At 72.3% G+C, this 22,252-nt stretch carries 18 protein-coding genes; 12 read left to right on the forward strand and 6 right to left on the reverse strand.

Translation table 11 applies throughout. From position 1 onward, the window contains the following. Positions 1 to 81: 81 nt before the first annotated feature. From ACIQ6Y_RS24770 to ACIQ6Y_RS24780, 3 genes are read right to left on the reverse strand one after another with little or no spacing between them, the layout of a single operon-like run. Positions 82 to 1,398: a coenzyme F420-0:L-glutamate ligase gene (locus ACIQ6Y_RS24770; RefSeq protein WP_404042138.1), complete on the reverse strand. Its 1,317-nt coding sequence runs from the start codon at positions 1,396 to 1,398 to the stop codon at positions 82 to 84. Between the two features lie 5 nt (positions 1,399 to 1,403). After that, positions 1,404 to 2,363, reverse strand: a complete 960-nt coding sequence (gene cofD, locus ACIQ6Y_RS24775; RefSeq protein WP_404042139.1) for a 2-phospho-L-lactate transferase — start codon at positions 2,361 to 2,363, stop codon at positions 1,404 to 1,406. Between the two features lie 33 nt (positions 2,364 to 2,396). Continuing rightward, positions 2,397 to 2,903 carry a cysteine dioxygenase gene (locus tag ACIQ6Y_RS24780; RefSeq protein WP_404042140.1) on the reverse strand — a complete coding sequence of 169 codons (507 nt, stop codon included), beginning with the start codon at positions 2,901 to 2,903 and terminating at the stop codon, positions 2,397 to 2,399. A 716-nt stretch (positions 2,904 to 3,619) separates the two neighbouring features. On the opposite strand from ACIQ6Y_RS24780, the gene ACIQ6Y_RS24785 reads away from it, so the two are divergent. From ACIQ6Y_RS24785 to ACIQ6Y_RS24795, 3 genes are all read left to right on the forward strand, one after another. Next, positions 3,620 to 3,883, forward strand: a complete 264-nt coding sequence (locus ACIQ6Y_RS24785; protein WP_030377564.1) for a WhiB family transcriptional regulator — start codon at positions 3,620 to 3,622, stop codon at positions 3,881 to 3,883. Positions 3,884 to 4,148: 265 nt separating this feature from the next. Further along, entirely contained in the window at positions 4,149 to 7,808 is a 3,660-nt protein-coding gene (locus ACIQ6Y_RS24790; protein ID WP_404042141.1) for a glycosyltransferase, read from the forward strand. Then, on the forward strand, positions 7,805 to 9,292 hold the full coding sequence (locus ACIQ6Y_RS24795) for a DUF5719 family protein (RefSeq protein WP_404042142.1): 1,488 nt from the start codon (positions 7,805 to 7,807) through the stop codon (positions 9,290 to 9,292). Before ACIQ6Y_RS24790 ends, ACIQ6Y_RS24795 begins: the two co-directional genes overlap by 4 nt. A 22-nt stretch (positions 9,293 to 9,314) precedes the next feature. On the opposite strand, the gene ACIQ6Y_RS24800 is transcribed toward ACIQ6Y_RS24795, so the two are convergent. Beyond that, the gene (locus tag ACIQ6Y_RS24800) at positions 9,315 to 9,764 is read right to left on the reverse strand and encodes a metallopeptidase family protein (RefSeq protein WP_404042143.1); all 450 of its coding nucleotides are present in this window, start codon (positions 9,762 to 9,764) and stop codon (positions 9,315 to 9,317) included. 296 nt (positions 9,765 to 10,060) lie between these two features. On the opposite strand from ACIQ6Y_RS24800, the gene ACIQ6Y_RS24805 reads away from it, so the two are divergent. The 6 genes from ACIQ6Y_RS24805 to ACIQ6Y_RS24830 all read left to right on the forward strand — a co-directional run bounded on the left by ACIQ6Y_RS24805 (position 10,061) and on the right by ACIQ6Y_RS24830 (position 15,964). Next, positions 10,061 to 10,480 (forward strand): DUF3499 domain-containing protein, encoded by a 420-nt coding sequence (locus ACIQ6Y_RS24805; RefSeq protein WP_399647028.1) that lies wholly within the window; start codon positions 10,061 to 10,063, stop codon positions 10,478 to 10,480. A 161-nt stretch (positions 10,481 to 10,641) separates the two neighbouring features. Next, positions 10,642 to 12,006: a phosphomannomutase/phosphoglucomutase gene (locus ACIQ6Y_RS24810; protein WP_404042144.1), complete on the forward strand. Its 1,365-nt coding sequence runs from the start codon at positions 10,642 to 10,644 to the stop codon at positions 12,004 to 12,006. A 187-nt stretch (positions 12,007 to 12,193) separates the two neighbouring features. Continuing rightward, on the forward strand, positions 12,194 to 12,364 hold the full coding sequence (locus ACIQ6Y_RS24815; RefSeq protein WP_079057723.1) for a Trm112 family protein: 171 nt from the start codon (positions 12,194 to 12,196) through the stop codon (positions 12,362 to 12,364). Positions 12,365 to 12,455: 91 nt separating this feature from the next. Next, entirely contained in the window at positions 12,456 to 13,586 is a 1,131-nt protein-coding gene (locus ACIQ6Y_RS24820) for an SIS domain-containing protein (RefSeq protein WP_404042145.1), read from the forward strand. A 94-nt stretch (positions 13,587 to 13,680) separates the two neighbouring features. Next, entirely contained in the window at positions 13,681 to 14,832 is a 1,152-nt protein-coding gene (gene manA / locus ACIQ6Y_RS24825) for a mannose-6-phosphate isomerase, class I (protein ID WP_404042146.1), read from the forward strand. 154 nt (positions 14,833 to 14,986) lie between these two features. Beyond that, positions 14,987 to 15,964, forward strand: coding sequence for a cation diffusion facilitator family transporter (locus tag ACIQ6Y_RS24830; RefSeq protein ID WP_404042147.1), 978 nt, complete (start codon positions 14,987 to 14,989; stop codon positions 15,962 to 15,964). 301 nt (positions 15,965 to 16,265) lie between these two features. Here the strand turns inward: ACIQ6Y_RS24830 and lepB are convergent, their stop codons facing one another. Continuing rightward, a complete protein-coding gene (lepB, locus tag ACIQ6Y_RS24835) occupies positions 16,266 to 16,961 on the reverse strand; it encodes a signal peptidase I (RefSeq protein WP_404042148.1) in 696 nt (231 codons plus the stop codon). A gap of 318 nt (positions 16,962 to 17,279) precedes the next feature. Here lepB and ahcY point away from each other — a divergent pair, with 318 nt between their 5' ends. Continuing rightward, positions 17,280 to 18,737, forward strand: a complete 1,458-nt coding sequence (ahcY, locus tag ACIQ6Y_RS24840; protein WP_404042149.1) for an adenosylhomocysteinase — start codon at positions 17,280 to 17,282, stop codon at positions 18,735 to 18,737. Positions 18,738 to 18,963: 226 nt separating this feature from the next. After that, positions 18,964 to 19,578, forward strand: a complete 615-nt coding sequence (locus ACIQ6Y_RS24845) for a hypothetical protein (protein WP_404042150.1) — start codon at positions 18,964 to 18,966, stop codon at positions 19,576 to 19,578. A 199-nt stretch (positions 19,579 to 19,777) separates the two neighbouring features. On the opposite strand, the gene ACIQ6Y_RS24850 is transcribed toward ACIQ6Y_RS24845, so the two are convergent. Beyond that, positions 19,778 to 20,767 carry an RDD family protein gene (locus ACIQ6Y_RS24850; protein WP_404042151.1) on the reverse strand — a complete coding sequence of 330 codons (990 nt, stop codon included), beginning with the start codon at positions 20,765 to 20,767 and terminating at the stop codon, positions 19,778 to 19,780. A 140-nt stretch (positions 20,768 to 20,907) separates the two neighbouring features. Between ACIQ6Y_RS24850 and ACIQ6Y_RS24855 the strand changes: the two genes are divergently transcribed. Continuing rightward, complete coding sequence (locus tag ACIQ6Y_RS24855) at positions 20,908 to 21,915, forward strand: stage II sporulation protein M (protein ID WP_404042152.1); 1,008 nt, start codon at positions 20,908 to 20,910, stop codon at positions 21,913 to 21,915. Positions 21,916 to 22,252 lie beyond the last annotated feature (337 nt).

The raw sequence follows: 22,252 nt of genomic DNA on the forward strand, positions 1-22,252 counted from the left end.
GGGAAGCCGGTCAGGTCCTACGAGCGTACGAGCCCGGGCCCCTCGCCACGCCCGACTCGGACATAGACGTACGCCACACCCTCAGCGCACCTCGATGAACGCCCCCGCGTCCCGCTCGGCGCGCGGCCGGGGCTCCTCGGCCGGATGCCCGACCGCGACCGCGCCCATCGGGTCCCAGTCCTCGGGCAGCCCGAGCACCTCGCGCACGACGTCGCGGCAGAACATCGTCGAGGACACCCACGCCGAACCCAGCCGCTCCCCGGCCAGTGCGACCAGAAAGTTCTGCACCCCGGCGCCCGCGGCGACGACGAACATCTCCCGCTCGGCCGCGTCGCGCCGGGCGTCGCCGTAGGTGTGCGAGCCGTCCATGACCAGGCAGGGCACCACCAGGTAGGGCGCGTTGCGCAGCACATCACCGCGGCGTACGCGCTTGGCGATGGACTCCTCGGACTTGCCGTCCCTGCGCAGGTCCGCGATCCACGCCTCCCGCATCGTGTCCAGCAGGCGCGTGCGGGACTCCTCCGACTCCAGCAGCACGAACCGCCACGGGGTGGTGTGGTGCGGCGCGGGCGCGGTGACGGCCGCGGCGACCGCACGTCGTACGGCACCGGGGTCGACGGGCCCGTCGGTGAAGGCCCGGACCGTACGGCGCTGGGTGACCGCGAGCCGGACCGCCTCGGAGGTGCCGAGCCGGAACATGTCGTCCCGGCCCCCGCGCACCAGCGCCCGCGCGCCCTGCCCGTCCTCATCCCGCTCGTCCACTGCCTGCGGCAGTCCGCGTACGACGGCGACGGGCAGCCCGGCCGCCTTGCCCTTGACCAGATCGCCCGCGGCGGCCAGCTCGTCGGCCGTGGCCACGATCGTGGCGCTGAGCGGATTGCCGTAGGCGTCCGTGCCCCCGCGCAGATCGTCCAGCACGCGCACGCCGGAGGCGCCGATCGCGACGTCCGTGAGCCCCGCGCGCCAGGGACGCCCGAACGTGTCGGTGACGACGACCCCGACGTTGACGCCGAGGATCTCCCGCAGTCCCTCGCGGATCGCCCGCGCGGACGCGTCCGGGTCCTCGGGCAGCAACAGCACGGTCCCGGCGGGGGTGTTGGAGGCGTCGACACCGGCGGCCGCCATGACCAGGCCCTGCCGGTTCTCCACGATCCGCAGTGTCCCGCGCCGGGCCACCACGCGTACGGTCTCGGCGTCGATGGCCGCCTCCCGGTCGGAGGCCTCGACGATCCGGCCCTCCGCCTTGGAGACGATCTTCGAGGTGACGAGGACGACGTCCCCGTCGGCCAGCTCCGGTTCGGCGGTGGCGATCAGCTTGGCGAGGTCGTCGCCCGGCGCGACCTCGGGCAGGCCGGGCACGGCCCACACCCGGTACTCCGGCGCGGCTGTCTCGCTCACGGGGCTCACTGGGCTCGTACCTCCTCGGCCAGCGCCAGCGCCTCCCGGGCCATCTGCGCGGCCGCGTCGAGGTCGGTCATCATCAGCGGGACGGCCCGGCAGCGGATGCCGGCCGCCTCCACGCGCTCCACCGTGCCCGCGTCGACGGTGTCCACCAGCCAGCCGTCCAGCAGTCCGGAGCCGTAGTGCTCGGCGACCGCCGCGGCCGTCGACTCCACGCCCACCGCCGCGAGCACCTTGTCGGCCATCCCGCGCACGGGCGCGTCCCCGACGATGGGGGACAGGCCCACCACCGGCACGCCCGCCTCGGCGATCGCCTCGCGGACGCCGGGCACGGCGAGGATGGTGCCGACGGAGACGACCGGGTTGGACGGCGGGAAGAGCACCACGTCCGCCTCGGCGATGGCCTCCAGCACGCCGGGCGCGGGCTTGGCCTGCTCGGCGCCCACCGGCACGATCGCCTCGGCCGGCACCGACGCGCGCAGCCGCACCCAGTACTCCTGGAAATGGACCGCCTTGCGCTCGCCGTCGACCTCGACCGCGACATGCGTCTCCACGCGGTCGTCGGTCATCGGGATCAGCCGCACGCCCGGCTGCCAGCGGTCGCACAGCGCCTCGGTGACCGCGCTCAGCGGATAGCCGGCGCCCATCATCTGCGTCCGCACGATGTGCGTGGCGAAGTCGCGGTCGCCCAGCCCGAACCACTCGGGCCCGACGCCGTAGGCCGCGAGTTCCTCCTTCAGATGGAAGGTCTCGTCCGCCCTGCCCCAGCCCTGCTCCTCGTTGATGCCGCCGCCGAGCGTGTACATCACCGTGTCGAGGTCCGGGCAGACCTTCAGCCCGAAGAGGTGGATGTCGTCCCCGGTGTTGCCGATGACCGTGATGTCCGCGTCCGGCGCGGCCTTCTTCAGACCGCGCAGGAACCGGGCACCACCGATGCCGCCTGCCAGAACCACAATGCGCATGCGCCAAGTCTCGCAGGCGGGTCCGACATTCCGTCAGGCGGTCACCGAACGCGCCGCGCAGGAGGCCCCGGTGTGCGTCCCGGTGTGCATCGGCATCTCGGTCAGGCCCGGGAAGTACACGTGCAGGCTGACCGCCGGCTCCAGGGCGTCGTTGACGACCTCGTGGACGTACCCCGGAGCGAACACCCGCTGGGCACCTGCGCCCAACGCGCGCGTGCCGGCCTCGGTGTTCTCGGTGAGGGTGCCGTCCAGCACGGTCAGCACCCCGGAGGAGCGGCCGTGGTCGTGCAGCCCGCTGCCCTGTCCGGGCACCCAGGACAGCAGCCACACCTCGTAGCCGGGACCGGTGCGCAGCCGGTGGTACCAGCGCGTGGTGGCGTCGTACTCGACGAGGTGCTCCCACTGGGAGCGGTCGGCGGCGATCGTGCGGGCCAGGCCGACGAACTCGGCGACGGTGGCCGGGTGCTCACGCGGGGCCTGGAGCAGGTGCGGGACTTCGAGGATGTCGCCGGCGATCTGGAGGTCGCTGTCGCTGTTCATGGGTGGGGTGGTTCCTCGGCGGGGTGTGGGGGATGGCTGGGTGTCGCAGGCCGTCCGCCCGGATCACGGGGGACAGGGGTGCCCGGGTACGGGCGGCGGGAACAAGCAGCCGAGTCGCGGTGGACTCAGGGGGCAGCCGGAGCGCGCGTGGGGCTCAACAGCTGGGACAACAGCAACAGCTACGACGAACAGGGGCAGCACCGAGGGACCCGGCGGTGCGGGTCGAGGTGAGTGCCAAGTTCGCGAGCATGCCCACAAGGACAGCGGTTCACACCCGCACTGTCAACTTGACGCCCGGTATGTGGGACATGGTTCACCTCATCCGGTTCATCTCCGAGGCGAAAGGTTTGTTCAGCCGCCCACCGGGACACATGGCGCACAACCGGGCGCACAAGCCTCGTTGCGAACCCGTGATCCCTCTGTGATCCGGTTCGCTTCGGCGCGCGTGTCGGAACGAGATCGAACGCCTGGGCGTCCTCCCCCGTACAGGTGTGTGCGGGGCCGGAGGCCCCCGGGGGCCCTCTCTGCCTGTCAAGGTTTATGGCGATTTGAACACTTTCCGCACGGCCTTGGTTCCGCAGAGTGAATAAGGGGCCCAATAGCAGATCTCGGCTTGACTCGCCCGGAGCAGCACACTTGTAATTTCACTCGTGTCGTTCAGCCGACATCGGTAACGGCTACATCACGGGGACGCGAAAGACAGACGAGGGGCGCACATGACCGAGCTGGTGGAGCAACTGCTGGTCGACGACGCGGACGAGGAACTCGGCTGGCAGGAGCGCGCGCTGTGCGCCCAGACCGACCCCGAGTCCTTCTTCCCCGAGAAGGGCGGCTCCACCCGCGAGGCCAAGAAGGTCTGCCTCGCCTGTGAGGTCCGCTCCGAGTGCCTCGAGTACGCCCTCGCCAACGACGAGCGCTTCGGCATCTGGGGCGGCCTGTCCGAACGGGAACGCCGCCGACTGAAGAAGGCCGCCGTCTGAAGAGGACCGGCGTCCGAAGAGGACCGGCGTCCGAAGAAGACCGGCGTCCGAAGAAGGCCCCCGTCCGAGGGGCGGCGTCCGAGACGGCATCCGCACCGGCGCTTTCGTACATACGTGGCGAACGGCCCGTCGCAGGTGGGTTATCCACAGGCGGCGGGCCGTCGTCATGCCCAGCCGATAGTGTGGTCGCTCGTCCGAGACGCCTCGCCATCCCCATGGGACACGGGCGTCCACCGCAGTCCAGCGAACCGGGGCCCGTACCTCGATGTCCGTGCACAGCCACACGGCGGCGCAGAACGGCGCTGCCACACCAGAGTTCCCGCGTCATGTCGTGACCGCGGTCGTCGTCTCCCACGACGGCGCCCGCTGGCTGCCCGACGCACTCGCCGGGCTGCTCGGCCAGGAGCGCCCCGTCCAGTACGCCGTCGCCGCCGACACCGGCAGCGCCGACGACTCCGCCGCGCTGGTCACCGACGCCCTCGGCCCCGACCGCGTGCTCCACCTCGCCCGCCGCACCGGCTTCGGCCAGGCCGTCGAGGAGGCCCACCGCACCGCCCCCCACCTCACCCCCGAGGACCTGCCGTATCTGAAGCGGCCCAGCGGCTGGGACCCCGTCACCCGCCAGTGGCGCGACGACACCTACGACCTGCCCGACCTGCCGCACGGCGAGCCGATCCAGTGGCTGTGGCTGCTGCACGACGACTGCGCGCCCGAACCCGACGCCCTGGCACAGCTGCTGCGCGTCGTGGAGACCGAACTGGAGCTGGGCCGCGACGACGTGGCCGTGGTCGGCCCCAAGCTGCGCGGCTGGTACGACAGGCGACAGCTGCTGGAGGTCGGCGTCTCCATCGCCAACTCCGGCCGCCGCTGGACCGGCCTGGACCGCCGCGAGCAGGACCAGGGCCAGCACGACCACGTCCGTTCCGTGCTGTCGGTGTCCACCGCGGGCATGCTGGTCCGCCGCGACGTCTTCGAGCAGCTCGGCGGCTTCGACCGGCGCCTGCCCCTGATGCGCGACGACGTCGACCTGTGCTGGCGCGCCCACGCGGCGGGCCACCGGGTCCTGGTCGCCCCCGACGCCGTCGTCCGGCACGCCGAGGCCGCCTCGCGCGAGCGCCGCGCCGTCGACTGCGCGGGCCGCACCACCGCCTCCCCGCACAAGGTCGACAAGGCCGGCGCCGTCTACACCCTGCTGGTCAACACCCGTACCGCGGCGCTGCCCTGGGTGCTGCTCCGGCTCCTCCTCGGCACCGTGCTGCGCACCCTCGCCTACCTCGTCGGCAAGGTCCCCGGCCAGGCCGTGGACGAGATCCGCGGCCTGCTGGGCGTGCTGCTGCGGCCCGAGCGGATCGTCGCCGGGCGGCGCACCCGCGGCCGCCCCCAGATCGACAAGGGCGAACTCAGACAGCTCTTCCCGCCGCCGGGCGCCACCGTCCGCGCCACCGTCGAACAGGTCGCAGGCGACCTCTTCGGCGGCTCCGACGCCGAGTCCCCCTCCGGCGCCGGACGGCACGGCGGCGCGGTCGAGTCCGGACCCGGCGGCGACGACGCCGAATTCCTGGAGATCGAGCAGTTCGCCCGCATCAAGCGCATCGCCCGCAAACCGGCGCCGGTGCTCTTCCTGGTGCTGCTGCTCGTCTCCCTGATCGCCTGCCGCGCCCTGCTCGGCGGCGGCGCCCTCGCGGGCGGCTCCCTGCTGCCCGCCCCCGCGGACTCGAGCGAGCTGTGGTCGCGCTACCTCGACGCCTGGCACCCCGTGGGCGCCGGAGGAACCCCGACCGCCCCGCCGTATCTCGCGGTCGTCGCCCTGCTGGCCTCGCTGCTGCTGGGCTCCACCGGGCTCGCCGTCACCACCCTGCTGGTCGCCTCGGTGCCGCTGGCCGGCCTCAGCGCCTACTTCGCCTCCCGGCCGCTGGTGACGTCGAGGCTGCTGCGCGCCTGGGCCGCCGTCGCCTACGCCTTCCTGCCCGCCGTCACCGGCGCCCTCGCCGGCGGCCGCCTCGGCACCGCCGTCCTCGCCGTACTGCTGCCGCTCCTCGCCCGCGCGGGCATCGCGGCCAGCGGCCTGGCGCACTCCTCCGGCGCCCGCGGCAGCTGGCGCGCCACCTGGGCGTACGCGCTGCTGCTGACCATCGCCACCGCCTTCACCCCGATTCTGTGGCCCGCGGCCCTGGTCCTCGGCGTCGGTCTGCTCGCCGTACGCCGCGGCGACATCACCGCCTACGGCCTGCGCTTCCTGGCCCAGCTCGGCACACCGCTGCTGCTGCTCGCGCCCTGGTCGCTGACGCTGCTGCCGTTCGGCTTCTTCACCGGGACCGGCCTTCCGTACGGCCCCTCGACCGCCACCGCGCTCGACCTGCTCGGCGCGAGCCCGGGCGGGCCGGGCACCGTGGACGGGCTGATGCTCGTCGGCATCGTGCTCGCGGCGCTGGCCGCCCTGCTGCGTGCCGAGCGGCGCCCCGCCATCGTGACCGCCTGGGCGGTCGCCCTGGTCGGCCTCGCCCTGGCCGTGCTGTCCAACCGCTCCGCCTGGGCGGGCCCGGCCACCCTGGTCTACGGCCTCGCCCTGCTCGCGGCCGCCGTCCTCGGCGCCGACGGGGCACGCGCGCGCGTGGCCGAGCAGAGCTTCGGCTGGCGTCAGCCGGTCGCCGCGCTGATCGCGTTCGCCTCCGCCGCGGGCCCGCTGCTCGTCGCCGTCGGCTGGATGATCGGCGGCGCCGACGGCCCGCTGGAGCGGCGCGACCCGGTGCAGGTGCCCGCGTTCGTCGCCGAGGAGGGCAACAACCCCGACCAGGCGCGCACGCTCGTCCTCGACAGCGACTCCCCGGCCCACGTCGGCTACACCCTGGTCCGCGGCTCCGGTGCCCGCCTCGGCGACGCCGAACTGGCCGCCGCCGACGGGAGCAACGCGCGCCTGGACAAGGTCGTCGCGAACCTCGTCGCGGGATCGGGTGCCGACCAGGCCATCCAACTCGGCGACTTCGCGGTCCGCTACGTCCTCGTCCACAAGGGCGCCCCGCGCGAGGTCAGCCGCATCCTGGACGCCACCCCGGGTCTGTCCCGGCTCAGCCAGCAGGACGGCAGCGCCCTGTGGCAGGTCGACCGGCAGGTCGCGCGCGCGACGATCGTCCGCGAGGGCGCCGCCGAGCCGCAGCCCGTCGCCGCCGGCCCCGTCGAGATCCACACCACCGTCCCGGACGGCCCCGAGGGCCGCGTCCTGCGCCTGGCCGACAGCGCCTCCGAGGGCTGGACCGCCACCCTCGACGGCACCCCGCTCACCCGCAAGACCCTCGACGGCTGGGCCCAGGGCTTCGAACTGCCCGCCAAGGGCGGCCGCCTGGACCTCACCTACGACAACCCGATCGGCCACACCGCCTGGCTGTGGACCCAGGGCTTCCTCGCCCTCGTCCTCGTCGTCCTCGCCCTGCCCGGCCGCCGCCGCGACATCGACGACGACCTGCCCGAGGAGACGCCGATCCCGGCCCAGGCCACCGCCGGCGAGGGCCGCCGCGCCCGCCGCCTGCGCGCCCAGGCCGAGGCCGAGTCCGCGGCCGAAGAGGGCACCCGCGCGGACGAGTTCCCGCCGATGCCCGAGCAGACCCCGGTCGCCGTCCCGCAGCAGCAGTCGTACGACACCTGGGACACCACCGCCGACCCGTACGCCGGCTACACCGAACAGCAGTACCCGGAGGGCGCCTACAGCGGCACCTACCAGGCCGACCCGTACCAGTCCGGCCAGCCCGGCCAGTACGACCCGTACGCCTACGGCGGCACCCCGCAGACCCCGCCGTACGACCAGGGCTACGACCAGACGTACGGCCAGGGCTACGACCCCGCCTACGACCCGGCCCACCAGGACCCATCGGCCCACCCGGCCCACCCGCACGCCACCGGCGGCGAGCGCCCCGACGGGAGCCAGCAGTGAACCGCACGACCCTGTCCCTGATCGCCGCCACGGGCGCGCTCGCTGCCGTCACCGGCCTCGGCGCGCTCACCGCGCCCGGCGCCTCCGGCACGGACACCGCGCAGGCCGCCGCGTATCTGCCGGTGGAGCGCAGCACGCTCGTGTGCCCGGCGCCCAGCACCTCCGACCTCGCCGACACGACGTACACGTCGTTCACGCCCGTCACGAAGGGCACGGGTGAAAACGGAAAGGCGGAGTTGTTGCCGGCGGATGCGGACGGCTCCGGCAAGTCTTCCGGGAAGAAGAAGGCTTCGAAGCCCGTCCTGAAGCCCGGTGAGGCGGGCACGCCCGTCAGCGGTGACACCTCCGGCGCGCAGGCCCCCGCCCTGATCGGCACCGCCGAGGGCAACGCCGCGCCCGGCTGGGGCGTCCTGCAGACCACCGAGGTCACCGCGGGCACCGGCCGCGGCCTGGCGGGCGTCAACTGCACCGCCCCGGACACCGAGTTCTGGTTCGTGGGCGCCGCCGCCGGAGGCGACCGCACGGACTACGTCCATCTGACCAACCCCGACGACTCCGCGGCCGTCGTCGACATCGAGCTGTACGGCAAGGACGGCGCCCTGGAGTCCACGGTGGCCGAGGGCATCACCGTCAAGCCCCGCTCCACCGAGCCGATCCTGCTGTCCACCCTCACCGACGGCCCGCACAGCGACCTCACCGTGCACGTCAACGTGCGCAGCGGCCGTGTCGGCGCCGCCCTGCTGGCCCTGGACGACAAGCTCGGCGGCGACTGGCTGGCCCCGGCCGCCGACCCCGCGGGCACCCTCGTCGTGCCCGGCATCCCCAAGGACGCCACCTCCGTGCGCCTGGTCGCGTTCACCCCGGGCGGCACCGACGCCGACCTCAAGGTGCGCCTCGCCGCCCCCTCCGGCCTGATCACCCCCGCCGGTCAGGAGACCCTGCATGTGAAGTCGGGGATGACCACCGCGGTCGACCTCGGCGACGTCACGCGCGGGGAGGCCGGTTCGCTGGTGCTGACCCCGACGGACCGCTCGGTGCCGGTCGTCGCCGCCGTACGCGTCGTACGCGGCAAGGGCGACAAGCAGGAGACGGCGTTCATCCCCGCGGCCCGCCCGGTCGGCACGCGCGCGAACTCCCTCGGCAACACCGCCAAGGGCACCACCCTGTCGCTCACCGCGCCCGGCGGCGACGCCAAGGTCGAGGTGACCGCCTCGGCCGGCACCGAGGGCGGCACGGCCGTCACCGAGACGTACACGATCAAGTCGGGCACCACCCAGGACGTGGAACTCCCGGTGCCGGACGGCCTGAAGGGCACCTACGCGCTCACCGTGGAGCCGGTCTCCGGCGGCCCGGTGTACGCCTCCCGGACCCTCACGGCGGCCCAGGACGGCGTCCCGGCGTTCACGGTGCAGACCCTCCCCGACGACCGCGGGACGGTCGCTGTCCCGCAGGCGGAGCAGGACCTCTCGGTGCTGCAGCAGTAGCCGGATTCTTTCTCCGGAGCGCTCAGTCCTCGCCGTAGCGCGGGTCGACCGTCTCCGGGGTGAGCCCCAGCAGTTCGGCGACCTGCTCGACGACGACCTCGTGCACCAGGGCGGCGCGCTCGTCGCGTCCCTTGGTGCGGATCTCCACCGGCCGCCGGTAGACCACCACACGCGCGCGGTGTCCCTCGTGCGCGGGAATCGTGCCGCCCAGCGGGACCGGCTCGTCGTGCCAGGCCTCGCCGGGCGCGGCGGGCCGCGGCACCTCCAGAACCATGAAGTCGATCTCGGCGAGCTGCGGCCAGCGCCGCTCCAGGCGTTCCACGGAGTCCTGCACCAGGTCGGCGAACAGCTCGGCCCGGCTCGCGGCGAGCGGCACCTGCGGCGGTGCGATCGGGCCGCGCATGCCCCGGCCGTGGCGGTCGCGGCGGCGCGGCCCGGGGCCGGTGGCAGGGGGCGGTACGGGGGTGTCCATCACTGGTGAAGCCTAGTTCTTGTGCGAGCGGGCCGCCCGGCGCCCACGCGGCACACCGCACGGCATCCGGCCACACCCGCGGCCATGTCGGAGGATGACCATTCCAGCCAAGGTTGGGCTCGATTCCGTATCTCTACGAGACCGTCGATGACGAGCCGAATGGCGGGGTTTGTACGGACTGGTGACCGCACCCAGTGCTGCGGGATCCGCTGAAAATGCATGTCCGTGCAGGTCAGCGGGGTATGACAGAAGGGGCTTGGGGGACGTTTCGCAACACGACACGGGGGAGTGACCTGGTGGAGAGTCGTCGCGGCCCGCTCAAGAGTGCGGTACCGTCCAACGTCGTGAGCCCTGTACGTCGCTGTTCGCGCACCGCCTGCGGCCGACCCGCCGTCGCGACGCTGACGTACGTCTACGCCGACTCGACCGCGGTCCTCGGCCCGCTCGCCACCTACGCCGAACCCCACTGCTACGACCTGTGCGCCGAGCACTCCGAGCGCCTCACCGCCCCGCGCGGCTGGGAGGTCGTCCGGCTCCTCGACGGCTCCGCCCCGGCCCGCCCCAGCGGCGACGACCTGGAGGCGCTCGCCAACGCCGTGCGCGAGGCGGCCCGTCCGCAGGAACGCGCCGCCCAGGCCGGCGGCGCCCGCACGGCCGACCCGATGGAGGTCGCCCGCCGCGGCCACCTGCGGGTTCTGCGCTCGCCCGACAACTGACGCGCCCAGGTGGCCGGTTGGGCCCCTTTCCGGACTCTCCGGCCTGAAATCGCCCGGACCTGAGGTCACGTCCCGAAGCCCACCAGACGGAGCGCTCGAACGCGCTGCCAGGCCGTACGGGTAGTTTGAGGCGACTGACAGGACTTTCAGGAGGGTTGGCCGTGGTTGCTGATCTGTCGCAGATCGTGAAGGCGTACGACGTGCGCGGAGTCGTCCCGGACCAGTGGGACGAGTCGCTCGCGGAGCTGTTCGGTGCTGCCTTCGCCCAGGTGACCGGCGCGGACGCGATCGTCATCGGGTACGACATGCGGCCCTCGTCGCCCGGCCTCGCGGGCGCGTTCGCCCGGGGTGCCGCCGCGCTCGGCGTCGATGTCACCGAGATCGGACTGTGCTCCACGGACCAGCTCTACTACGCCTCGGGCGCACTGGATCTGCCCGGCGCGATGTTCACCGCCTCGCACAACCCGGCGAAGTACAACGGGATCAAGCTGTGCCGGGCGGGCGCCGCCCCCATCGGCCAGGACACCGGCCTCACCGAGATCCGTGAACTCGTCGAGCGGTGGCGCGAGTCGGGCGCCCCGGCCGCGGCCCCGACACCGGGAACCGTCACCCGGCGCGAGACGTTGGAGGATTACGCGGCCCACCTCCGCTCCCTCGTCGACCTGACCGACATCCGCCCCCTGAAGGTCGTCGTCGACGCGGGCAACGGCATGGGCGGCCACACCGTACCCACCGTCTTCGCGGGCCTGCCCCTGGAGCTGGTGCCGATGTACTTCGAGCTGGACGGCACCTTCCCCAACCACGAGGCCAACCCGCTGGACCCGGCCAACATCGTCGACCTCCAGGCGCGCGTGCGCGCGGAGGGCGCCGACCTCGGCATCGCCTTCGACGGCGACGCCGACCGCTGCTTCGTCGTGGACGAGAACGGCGACCCGGTCTCCCCGTCCGCCATCACCGCCCTGGTCGCCTCCCGCGAGCTCGCGCGCAACGGCGGCGCGGGCACGATCATCCACAACCTCATCACCTCCTGGTCCGTCCCCGAGGTCGTCGAGGAGAACGGCGGCACCCCCGTTCGCACCCGCGTCGGCCACTCCTTCATCAAGGCCGAGATGGCCCGCACCGGCGCGATCTTCGGCGGCGAGCACTCCGCGCACTACTACTTCCGCGACTTCTGGAACGCCGACACGGGCATGCTGGCCGCCCTCCACGTCCTCGCCGCCCTCGGCGGCCAGGAGGGCCCCCTGTCCGCCCTCACCGCGTCCTACGACCGCTACGCGGGCTCCGGCGAGATCAACTCCACCGTCGACGACCAGGCCGGCCGCCTCACCGCGATCCGCTCCGCCTACGAGGGCCAGGACGGCATCACCCTCGACGACCTCGACGGCCTCACCGTCTCCTCCGCCGACTGGTGGTTCAACGTCCGTCCCTCCAACACCGAGCCGCTGCTCCGCCTGAACGCGGAGGCGCGGGACGAGGCGACGATGGCCAAGATCCGCGACGAGGCGCTGGCGATCATCCGCGGCTGATCTCCCGGCTCTCGCTCCGGGGCCGGTTCAGCCGCACGAGCCGGGCGACGGGTGGGCGAGGCCGAGGTCCAGGGGACGAAACCCCTGCCACCTGCGGCCGGACCCACCCGCACCTGTCAACGCCCGCACGGCCTGCCCTCCGGCGGTACGCTGACCAGGCACATACGCATACCCGAAGGGACGTCCCATGCCGCTCGAAGCCGGCCTCCTGGAGATCCTCGCCTGCCCGGCCTGCCACTCTCCCCTCAAGGAGCAGGACACCGAGCTGATCTGCACCGGCCAGGACTGCGGCCTGGCGTACCCGGTGCGCGACGGCATCCCCGTCCTCCTCGTGGACGAGGCCCGCCGCCCGGCGTAACCCGCACGTCACCCTCGTACGCCCCACTCGGCTCCCGCACAGGCCCGCGCAAGCGCCCCGCACCGACTTTGGCGACCGGAGGCTTCCGTCCATGCTCGACGAATCGCTGCTCGACACCCCGGATGCCCTCGCGGAGGCCGACCAGCGCGCCCTGCTGCGCGGTGCCGCCGAAGCCGGCGCCCGCGTCCGCACCGCCACCCGGCAAGCGGCCGAGGCCGGCGTCGGTGGCCTCAAGCCCGACGGCCGCCCGCGCGCCGTCCTCATCGCCGGCCCCGGCGCCGCCGCGATCTGTGTCGCCGACCTCCTCGGCACCCTCGCGGGCCCCGGCAGCCCCGTCACCCGACTGGCCCCCACCGGCGTCGCCCCCGCGGCCGGCGCCCTGCGCTGGGAGCTGCCCGGCTGGACCGGCTCCGTCGACCTGCTGCTGATCACCACCCCCGACGGCACCGAGCCCGGTCTGTCCCTGCTCGCCGAGCAGGCCTACCGCCGCGGCTGCACGGTCGCCGCCGTCGCCCCCGCCGGTACGCCGCTCAGCGAAGCGGTGGCGCAGACGCACGGCCTGTTCGTGCCCATGGCGACCGCGCCGTACGAGCAGGAGGAGCAAGTCCCCACCGCCTCCGCCCCCGGTGTCCTGTGGGCCCTGCTCACCCCGCTGCTCGCCCTGCTGGACCGCGTCGGCCTGGTCGCCGCGTCCGCCGACGCCCTGGAGAAGGTCGCCGACCGCCTCGACCAGGTCGCCGAACGCTGCGGCCCCGCCATCGCGACGTACAGCAACCCCGCCAAGACCCTCGCCGCCGAACTCGCCGACGCGCTGCCGGTGATCTGGACCGAGGGCACCTCCGCGGGACCGGCCGGCCGCCGCTTCGCCGCCGCCCTCGCCGAGCTGTCCGGCCGCCCCGCCCTGGTCGCCGAACTGCCCGAGGCGCTCTCCTCGCACAGCGCCCTGCTGGCCGGCCCGCTCGCCGCCAGCGCCGACCCGGAGGACTTCTTCCGCGACCGCGTCGAGGAACCCCCGGCCCTGCACGCGCGCGTGGTGCTGCTGCGCGACCGTCCCATCGGCGGCCTCACCGCCGCACCCGCCGCCCGCGAGGTGGCCCTCAGCCACGACACGCCGATCAGCGAACTGGAACCGGAGCCCGGCGACGAGCTCGTCACCCTCGCGGAACTGATCGCCATCACCGATTTCGCCGCCGTTTACCTGGCGCTCGCCTCGGGAGCCTGATGTAACCCAGGACGCCCTGACCGTCGTACGCGAAGACCCCGTCCGCGTCACGGCCGTCGTACGAGTCGTACGAAGAGAGAGCAGCAGACAGCGCATGGACCGCCTCGACAACACCGTCCGCCCCTACGCCTGGGGCTCCACCACCGCGATCCCCGGCCTCCTCGGCATCGAGCCGACCGGTGAGCCGCAGGCGGAGCTCTGGATGGGCGCCCACCCCGGCGCGCCCTCCCGCACGGCACGCGGCACGCTCGTCGAGGTCATCGCCGCCGACCCGGAACGCGAGCTGGGCGGGGCGACGGTCGCCAAGTTCGGTCCGCGTCTGCCCTTCCTGTTCAAGATCCTCGCCGCGGGCGCCCCGCTCTCCCTCCAGGTCCACCCCGACCTGGAACAGGCCAGGGAGGGCTACGCCGAGGAAGAGCGCCGCGGCGTCCCCGTCGACGCCCCGCACCGCAACTACAAGGACCCCAACCACAAGCCCGAACTGATCTGCGCCCTCACCGAGTTCGACGGCCTGTGCGGCTTCCGCGACCCGGTGCGCTCCGCCGAACTGCTCGACGGCCTCGGCGTCGACTCCCTCAAGCCCTACGTCGACCTGCTGCACGCGCATCCCGAGGACGCCGCCCTGCGCGAGATGCTCACGGCCGTGCTGAGCGCCGACCCCGAGGACATGGCCCACACCGTCGCCGAGGCCTCCGCCGCCTGCATCCGCCTCGGCGGCGACTACGCGCCCTACGCCGAACTCGCCCACCACTACCCGGGCGACCCGGGCGTCATCGCCGCGATGCTGCTCAACCACGTCCGCCTGCAGCCCGGCGAAGCGCTCTACCTCGGCGCCGGCATCCCGCACGCCTATCTCAGCGGCCTCGGCGTCGAGATCATGGCCAACTCCGACAACGTCCTGCGCTGCGGCCTCACGCCGAAACACGTCGACGTCCCCGAACTCCTGCGCGTGGTCCGCTTCGAGGCCGCCGAGCCGGGAGTGCTGCGCCCGGAGGCCGCCCCGGACGGCGAGGAGGTCTACGAGACCCCGATCGACGAGTTCCGGCTCTCCCGCTACGTCCTCCCGCCCGGCGGCGCCTCGCACGACCTCACCCGCGCCACCCCGCAGATCCTGCTCTGCACGGCCGGCACGATCCGCGCGGGCGCGCACGAACTGACCCCCGGCACCTCCGTCTTCGTCCCCGCGGGCGAAACAGCCGAAGTGTCCGGTACGGGCACGCTCTTCCGCGCCACCGTCGTCGCCTGATCGGACGTCATCGACGGCCCTACGCATCCGTCCCCGGCCGGGCTGCAACAATGACCCACCGGCAAAGGACGGGCAAAGCCGTGGGCGAGGCCCGGGCGGTCGTACGACCTCGTACGACCGCGTACGACTGGGCATGAAGGGAATACGCGAACTCATGAGCGCGTCAGGCGGTACCAAGGCGATCGTGGCGGCACTCGGCGCCAACCTCGCGATCGCGGCATCGAAGTTCGTGGCGTTCGCCTTCAGCGGCTCGTCCTCGATGCTCGCCGAGGGCGTCCACTCGCTCGCCGACTCCGGCAACCAGGCCCTGCTCCTGGTCGGCGGCAAGAAGGCCCAGCGCGAGGCGACCCCGCAGCACCCCTTCGGCTACGGCCGCGAGCGCTACATCTACGCCTTCCTCGTCTCCATCGTGCTGTTCTCGGTCGGCGGCATGTTCGCCCTCTACGAGGGCTACGAGAAGGTCAAGCACCCGCACGAGATCGACCACTGGTACTGGCCCGTCGGCGTCCTCGTCTTCGCGATCATCGCCGAGGGCTTCTCCTTCCGCACCGCCATCAAGGAGTCGAACACGCTCCGCGGCACGCAGTCCTGGAAGGAGTTCGTCCGCCGCGCCAAGGCGCCTGAGCTGCCGGTCGTCCTTCTGGAGGACTTCGGCGCGCTCGTCGGCCTCGTCCTCGCGCTCGGCGGCGTCGGCCTCGCCCTCGCCACCGGCGACGGCGTCTGGGACGGCATCGGCACCCTCTGCATCGGCGCCCTGTTGATCATCATCGCCCTCGTCCTCGCCGTCGAGACCAAGTCGCTGCTGCTCGGCGAGGCCGCCGGCGTCGAGGAGGTCAAGAAGATCGAGGCCGCCGTCGTCGACGGTGACACCGTCACCGGCATCATCCACATGCGCACCCTCCACCTCGGTCCCGAGGAACTCCTGGTCGCCGCGAAGATCGCCGTCCGCCACGACGACACCGCCACCGAGATCGCCACCGCCATCGACGCCGCCGAGGCCCGCATCCGCACCGCCGTCCCCATCGCCCGCGTCATCTACCTCGAGCCCGACATCTACAGCGCCACGGAAGCCGCCAAGGGCCCCGACCGCGAGGCCACCCCGGGCGGCCCGACCCCGACCTTGGACCACTGACCTGAGGTTTGCCGACCTTTCCGGCTCATACGCCAGGCCCGCCTAGTAGTTTTTGGCGGGCCTGGTGTGTTGTTTTGGGCTCGGGGTGGCGGGGGCCTATTGCTCATCCCGGCGGGCTCTTGGGGGTGGGGCTTGGGTTACGGGGCATGGCGTAAACCGGGGCGCGCTGCTTTTTAGGTTCCTGGGGCGGGCCCGCTGCCTTTGCTGAAGGGGCCCGCTGCTCGTGATGGGCGGGCCTGCTTACCCAGAGCCGGGGGCGGGCCCGCTGCGCTGCCGCACCCCCGGAGGGCCCCGCTGTCCCTCACACCCCGAGCGGCCCCGCAGGCCAAGGCACAGGCGGCAGGTCGCCGAGCCGGCGCATCCGCTTGGCGCCCAGGACGAGGACCAGGCCCGCCAGGGCGACGACCAGTCCGATCAGTGCGGCCACGACCAGGGGGAGTGCAGCGGCCGTGCCGGCCACGACACGTCCCTGCACGGCGTCCAGAGGAATCGTCCCGCCCTGGTCACCGCCGTAGGACCGCGAGTCGTTGGAGTTGCTCCGATAGTCGCCGAGGACGAACAGTCGCCCCTCGGGCACCTCGACGACGTACTCCTCGTTCGCCCCGCCGGGAACCCTCCCGTCCACGACCCCGTCCGCCACATACGGCTCGTCCAGCGGCTGCCCGTTGACCAGCAACCTCTGCTCGGCCCCGGTACCGGTGCAGCACTCGATGCGATCGCCCCCCACACCGACGACCCGCTTGATGACGGGGTCCGCGAAGCCCTGGACCTCCGGCGCCGAGAAGAGCACCACATCACCCCGCCCGACCTCGGCCCCGTCGACAGCCGTGTCGACGACCACCCGGTCCCCGGCGGCGTAGGTCGGCCGCATGGCGTCCCCGCCCACCGCGACTCTGTCGTGACCGGCCCACCACCAGCCCAGGCTGCCGACCACCACCAACAGCCCCACCGCGACAGACACCCACCCCGCCACCGACAGCCGACGCGCCGACACCATGACCCCGCCCCCTCCACACCCGCCGTACGGTCGCCGACAGTAACGCCCGGCCACCCAACCCGCATGATCGGCCAGATGTGTTCGAAGGCGGACTGGGGACGGCCGGGCCCAGCGGTGTAGCTTGGAGTGGAGCCAGACGTCGCTGCTGATGGCGGTCGGGCGGTCCCACAGCGGACCGACCGAGGGAGAGAGGGCCTCCGACGGACTGCGCTGCGCGTACGCGGGCATGCCTGTGTCCTCTTTCGGGCACCCCTGTGTCCGCCGCCGCGCAGACCAGCCGTACCCAGACCTCGCCCCAACCCCGAGGAGCAGCTCGTAATGACGACTGTCGACAACCGGCAGGACTTCAAGGTCGCCGACCTCTCCCTGGCCGAGTTCGGCCGCAAGGAGATCACCCTCGCCGAGCACGAGATGCCCGGCCTGATGGCGATCCGCAAGGAGTACGCCGAGGCGCAGCCCCTCAAGGGCGCCCGCGTCACCGGCTCCCTGCACATGACCGTGCAGACCGCCGTCCTGATCGAGACCCTGGTCGCCCTCGGCGCGCAGGTCCGCTGGGCTTCCTGCAACATCTTCTCCACCCAGGACCACGCGGCCGCCGCCATCGCCGTCGGCCCGAACGGCACCCCGGACAACCCCCAGGGCGTCCCGGTCTTCGCCTGGAAGGGCGAGACCCTGGAGGAGTACTGGTGGTGCACGGAGCAGGCGCTGACCTGGCCGAACACCCCCACCGGCGGCCCGAACATGATCCTGGACGACGGCGGTGACGCCACCCTCCTCGTCCACAAGGGCGTCGAGTACGAGAAGGACGGCAAGGTCCCCTCGGTCGACACCGCCGAGAACGAGGAGCACCGGGTCATCCTCGAGCTCCTGAACCGCACCATCACCGACGGCTCCCAGAAGTGGACCCAGCTCGCCTCGGAGATCCGTGGCGTGACCGAGGAGACCACGACCGGCGTCCACCGCCTGTACGAGATGCAGCGCGACGGCGTCCTGCTGTTCCCGGCGATCAACGTCAACGACGCCGTCACCAAGTCGAAGTTCGACAACAAGTACGGCTGCCGCCACTCCCTGGTCGACGGCATCAACCGCGCCACCGACACCCTGATCGGCGGCAAGACCGCCGTCGTCTGCGGCTACGGCGACGTTGGCAAGGGCTGCGCCGAGTCCCTGCGCGGCCAGGGCGCCCGCGTGATCATCACCGAGATCGACCCGATCTGCGCCCTGCAGGCGGCGATGGACGGCTACCAGGTCACGACCCTCGACGAGGTCATCGACAAGGCCGACATCTTCATCACCACGACCGGCAACAAGGACATCATCATGGCCTCGGACATGGCCAAGATGAAGCACCAGGCCATCGTCGGCAACATCGGCCACTTCGACAACGAGATCGACATGGCCGGCCTCGCCAAGGTCCCCGGCATCGTCAAGGACGAGATCAAGCCGCAGGTCCACACCTGGACCTTCCCGGACGGCAAGAAGATCATCGTCCTCTCCGAGGGCCGCCTGCTGAACCTGGGCAACGCCACCGGCCACCCGTCCTTCGTGATGTCCAACTCCTTCGCGGACCAGACCCTGGCCCAGATCGAGCTGTTCACCAAGCAGGCCGAGTACCCGATCGGCGTCTACACCCTGCCCAAGCACCTGGACGAAAAGGTCGCCCGCCTCCACCTGGACGCGCTCGGCGTCAAGCTCACCAAGCTGCGCCCGGAGCAGGCCGCGTACATCGGCGTCGACGTCGACGGCCCGTTCAAGTCGGACCACTACCGCTACTGAGTCGCCGCTGCCGGACTCGTGACTGCCGAGTCCGGCCGCCCGGCCCGCCGCGTGCGCGTCCGTGCACTGACGCGCACCCCGGCGCCAGGTCCGACCTCAGAGGCAGGCCCCCGCACCCCCGTGCCGGGGGCCTGCCCCTTTCACCGGACCGGCAGCCTCGGCTTTCACCGGACCGGCAGCCTCGGCGAGGCGGCCGACCCCGAGCCCGTCAGAACCCAGGACCCCCATGCCCCGCGGCCGTTATTCGCTCCACGATCCGCACGATCACACCCCCCTCGCACTCGAGAACTTCCACTGCGCCCCCGGTCCCTCCGGCTGGCGCTACGTCTCCCAGCTGACCACTCCGTCGGGAGACCCCCACGGCTCCGTCGACCTCGCCCTCGACGAGCTCGGCCGCCCCATCCGCCTGGAACTCCACGCGGGAGGCTGGCAGGTGCGCGGCGCCGCCCTCGACGGCGTCACCTGGGTCCGCACGGACCCCACCGGCACCCATGCCACGGAAGGCAATGTGCGCGCCCACGCCTTCACCGGCACGTCCCCCGCGTTCCTCGTCGCCACGGCCCGTCTCCTGCGCCTCACCCCCTCCGGACAGGCGACCCGCGTACGCATGGTCGCCTTCACGGACCCGGTCCTCGCCCCCCGCACCGTGGACCAGTCCTGGGCCCTGGTGAACAGAGAAACACACGCCACTGACAACGCCCCCCTGACCGTGGACGAATACCAGGTCACAGCCCTGGACACGGGCGAACAGCACACCGTTCACATCGCCGGGGACGTGGTGCTGGCGGCCCCCGGCATCCAGCTGGAGGACCTCGAGACGCCACCGTCGCAGTTCGACTGACGGGCTACGACCGATGAGGGGCCGTCGGGCAGCCAGACGGCCTGACCGACGGACGAGGCGACGGACGACGGAGGAAAGCAGGGCGCGAGCCCGATCATCGGGCGGCGGACCGGATCTCCGGCTGTCCAGCGGCAGACAGCCGACCGCATCCACCCCTCGACAGCGTCCCCTCGCCGGCATCCAACCGTCCGGCGGAGGATCACGCCGGAGGCGCGAACCCCCCAGCGGGCCGGTCACCCGACACGCCGTCCCGGACAGCGGCCCCCTGCTCAGCACCGGGCGCCGTCGGTACAGGCGGCACGGACGGAGACACGGCCCCCTTCTCCAACGCCACGGAAGCCCCGTACGCCCCCACACCCCCCGACTGCACGGGCGCAAACCCGTACGGCACCTCGGTGGCCGCCCCCGCACCACCGGGCACCTGCCCACCGGCAGCCCCGCCCTGCCCGAAGGCACGCTGAGCCTCTCGAGCCTGTCGCTCCTGGAGCACCGCGGCCAGATAGGCGGCCGACGGAACCCCCTGCGGCACCGGCGCCCCCGTACGCGCCGCGAGATCCGCGGCGAGCCTACCCGCCATCGCCGCGCCCACCTGCGGGTCCAGCTGCTGCATCCGCGTCAGGTACTGACGGATGGCGAGCCACAGCCCATCGGGCACCGCGGACAGATCGAGTCCCGAGAAACGGCCCGACATCCAGGGCGGAGGCGGCGGCACGAACCCGGTGCGCGCCGCAGGCACCCGCTCCCGCACCACCAGCGTCCCCGCGAAGACGTCGCCGAGCCGCCGACCCCGTGCAGACACGAGTGAGGCGATACAGGCGACGACCCCGAACGTCATGAGGATCTCGACCACGCCCACGGCACCGCGCACCAGCGCATGCCGGAACCGGATCGGCCCGCCGTCGTCCCGCACCACCCGCAGACCGCACGCCATCTTCCCGAGCGAACGCCCATGACTGAGCGTCTCCACCGCGATCGGCGCACCCACCAGCACGAGGATGAACGACGCGATCGACACAGCCATCTGCGCGGCCTCGTCCAGCGACGCCGTGGCTATCGCCAGGCCGATCGTCACCGCCATATAGGCGACGCCGACCACCACCAGGTCGAGCAACACGGCCAGCGCCCTGCTCGGCAGCTTCGCCGGGCGCAGCTCCAACGCCACCGCCTCGCCCGTCACCAGCTCACTCACGCCCGCCGTCCTTCCCTGACCTGCCCTGAGAACCGCCAGTCTGCCAAGCTGAGGGCGCATCGCGCCGCAGTACGACAAGCTGACTTCCGCGACGAGCCCGCCGACGACCCGTGACGACAAGCCGAGGAGCAGGCACACCGATGGACCTCGACGTCTTCGTCTCCGCCCACCGCGCGGAGTGGGACCGCCTCGACGCCCTCCTCCAGCGCCGGCGCCGCCTCACCGGCAACGAGGTCGACGAACTCGTCGCGCTCTACCAGCGCACCGCCACTCATCTCTCCCAGATCCAGTCCAGCGCCCCCGACCCCCAGCTCACGGGCCGGCTCAGTCAACTGGTGGCACGCGCGCGTAGCGCCGTCACAGGCACCCGCCGCGCCTCATGGCGCGACGTCACGGCCTTCCTGCTCTACGGCTTCCCGGCCGCGGTCTACCGCTCGCGCCACTGGTGGGTACCCACCGCCATCCTGTCCACTGTCGTCGCCGCACTCCTGGGGTGGTGGATCGGCGCCCATCCCGAAGTGCAGGCCTCCATCGGAGCCCCCACCGAGCTGCGCGAGATGACGCGCCCCGGTGGCGAGTACGAGACCTACTACTCCAGCCACCCGGCGACGTCCTTCGCCGCGCAGGTCTGGACGAACAATGCCCAGGCCGCCGCGATGTGCCTGGTCCTGGGCATCTTCCTGGGCCTGCCCGTCCTGTGGATCCTCTTCCTCAACATGCTCAACCTGGGCGTCGGCATCGGCCTGATGTCCTCCGCCGGCCGCCTGGACACCTTCCTCGGTCTGGTCCTGCCGCACGGCCTCCTCGAACTGACCGCGGTCTTCGTCGCCGCCGGCACCGGCCTGCGCCTCGGCTGGACCCTCATCGACCCGGGCCCGCGCACCCGCCGCACCGCCCTCGCGGAAGAGGGCCGCGCGGCAGTGGGCATGGCGATAGGCCTGGCCCTGGTCCTGTTCGTCTCCGGCGCCATCGAAGGCTTCGTCACCCCCTCCGGCCTGCCCACCTGGGCCCGCATCGCCATCGGCATAGCCGCCGAGGTGGCCTTCCTCCTCTACGTCTACGTCCTCGGCGGCCGGGCAGCCCGCGAGGGCGCCACAGGCGACGTCACAGCCGCCGAGCGCAGCGCCAGCGTGCCGACGGCCGCCTGATGTGCGGAAAGGTCCCCTGAGCTGCTAGTCTCCTCTTCGCCCCGCAGGAACCGTTGACACGGAGCAGGCGGGGAGGTAGATTCGAACAGTTGCCTGGACTGGTACTGATCCGGTCGGCGACAGGTTAGAATCTACAGAGCTTCTTGAAACGTCGATCTCATCGATATCAACGAAGCCACCCCCGATGAATCGGAAAAGGATGGCCGGTCTGACCGGCTCGAAACTTCTGATAAAGTCGGAACCGCCGGAAAGGGAAACGCGGAAGCGGGAACCTGGAAAGCACCGAGGAAATCGGATCGGAAAGATCTGATAGAGTCGGAAACGCAAGACCGAAGGG

The organism is Streptomyces sp. NPDC096205 (assembly GCF_044763135.1).
In the GTDB taxonomy this organism is placed as follows: Bacteria; Actinomycetota; Actinomycetes; order Streptomycetales; family Streptomycetaceae; genus Streptomyces.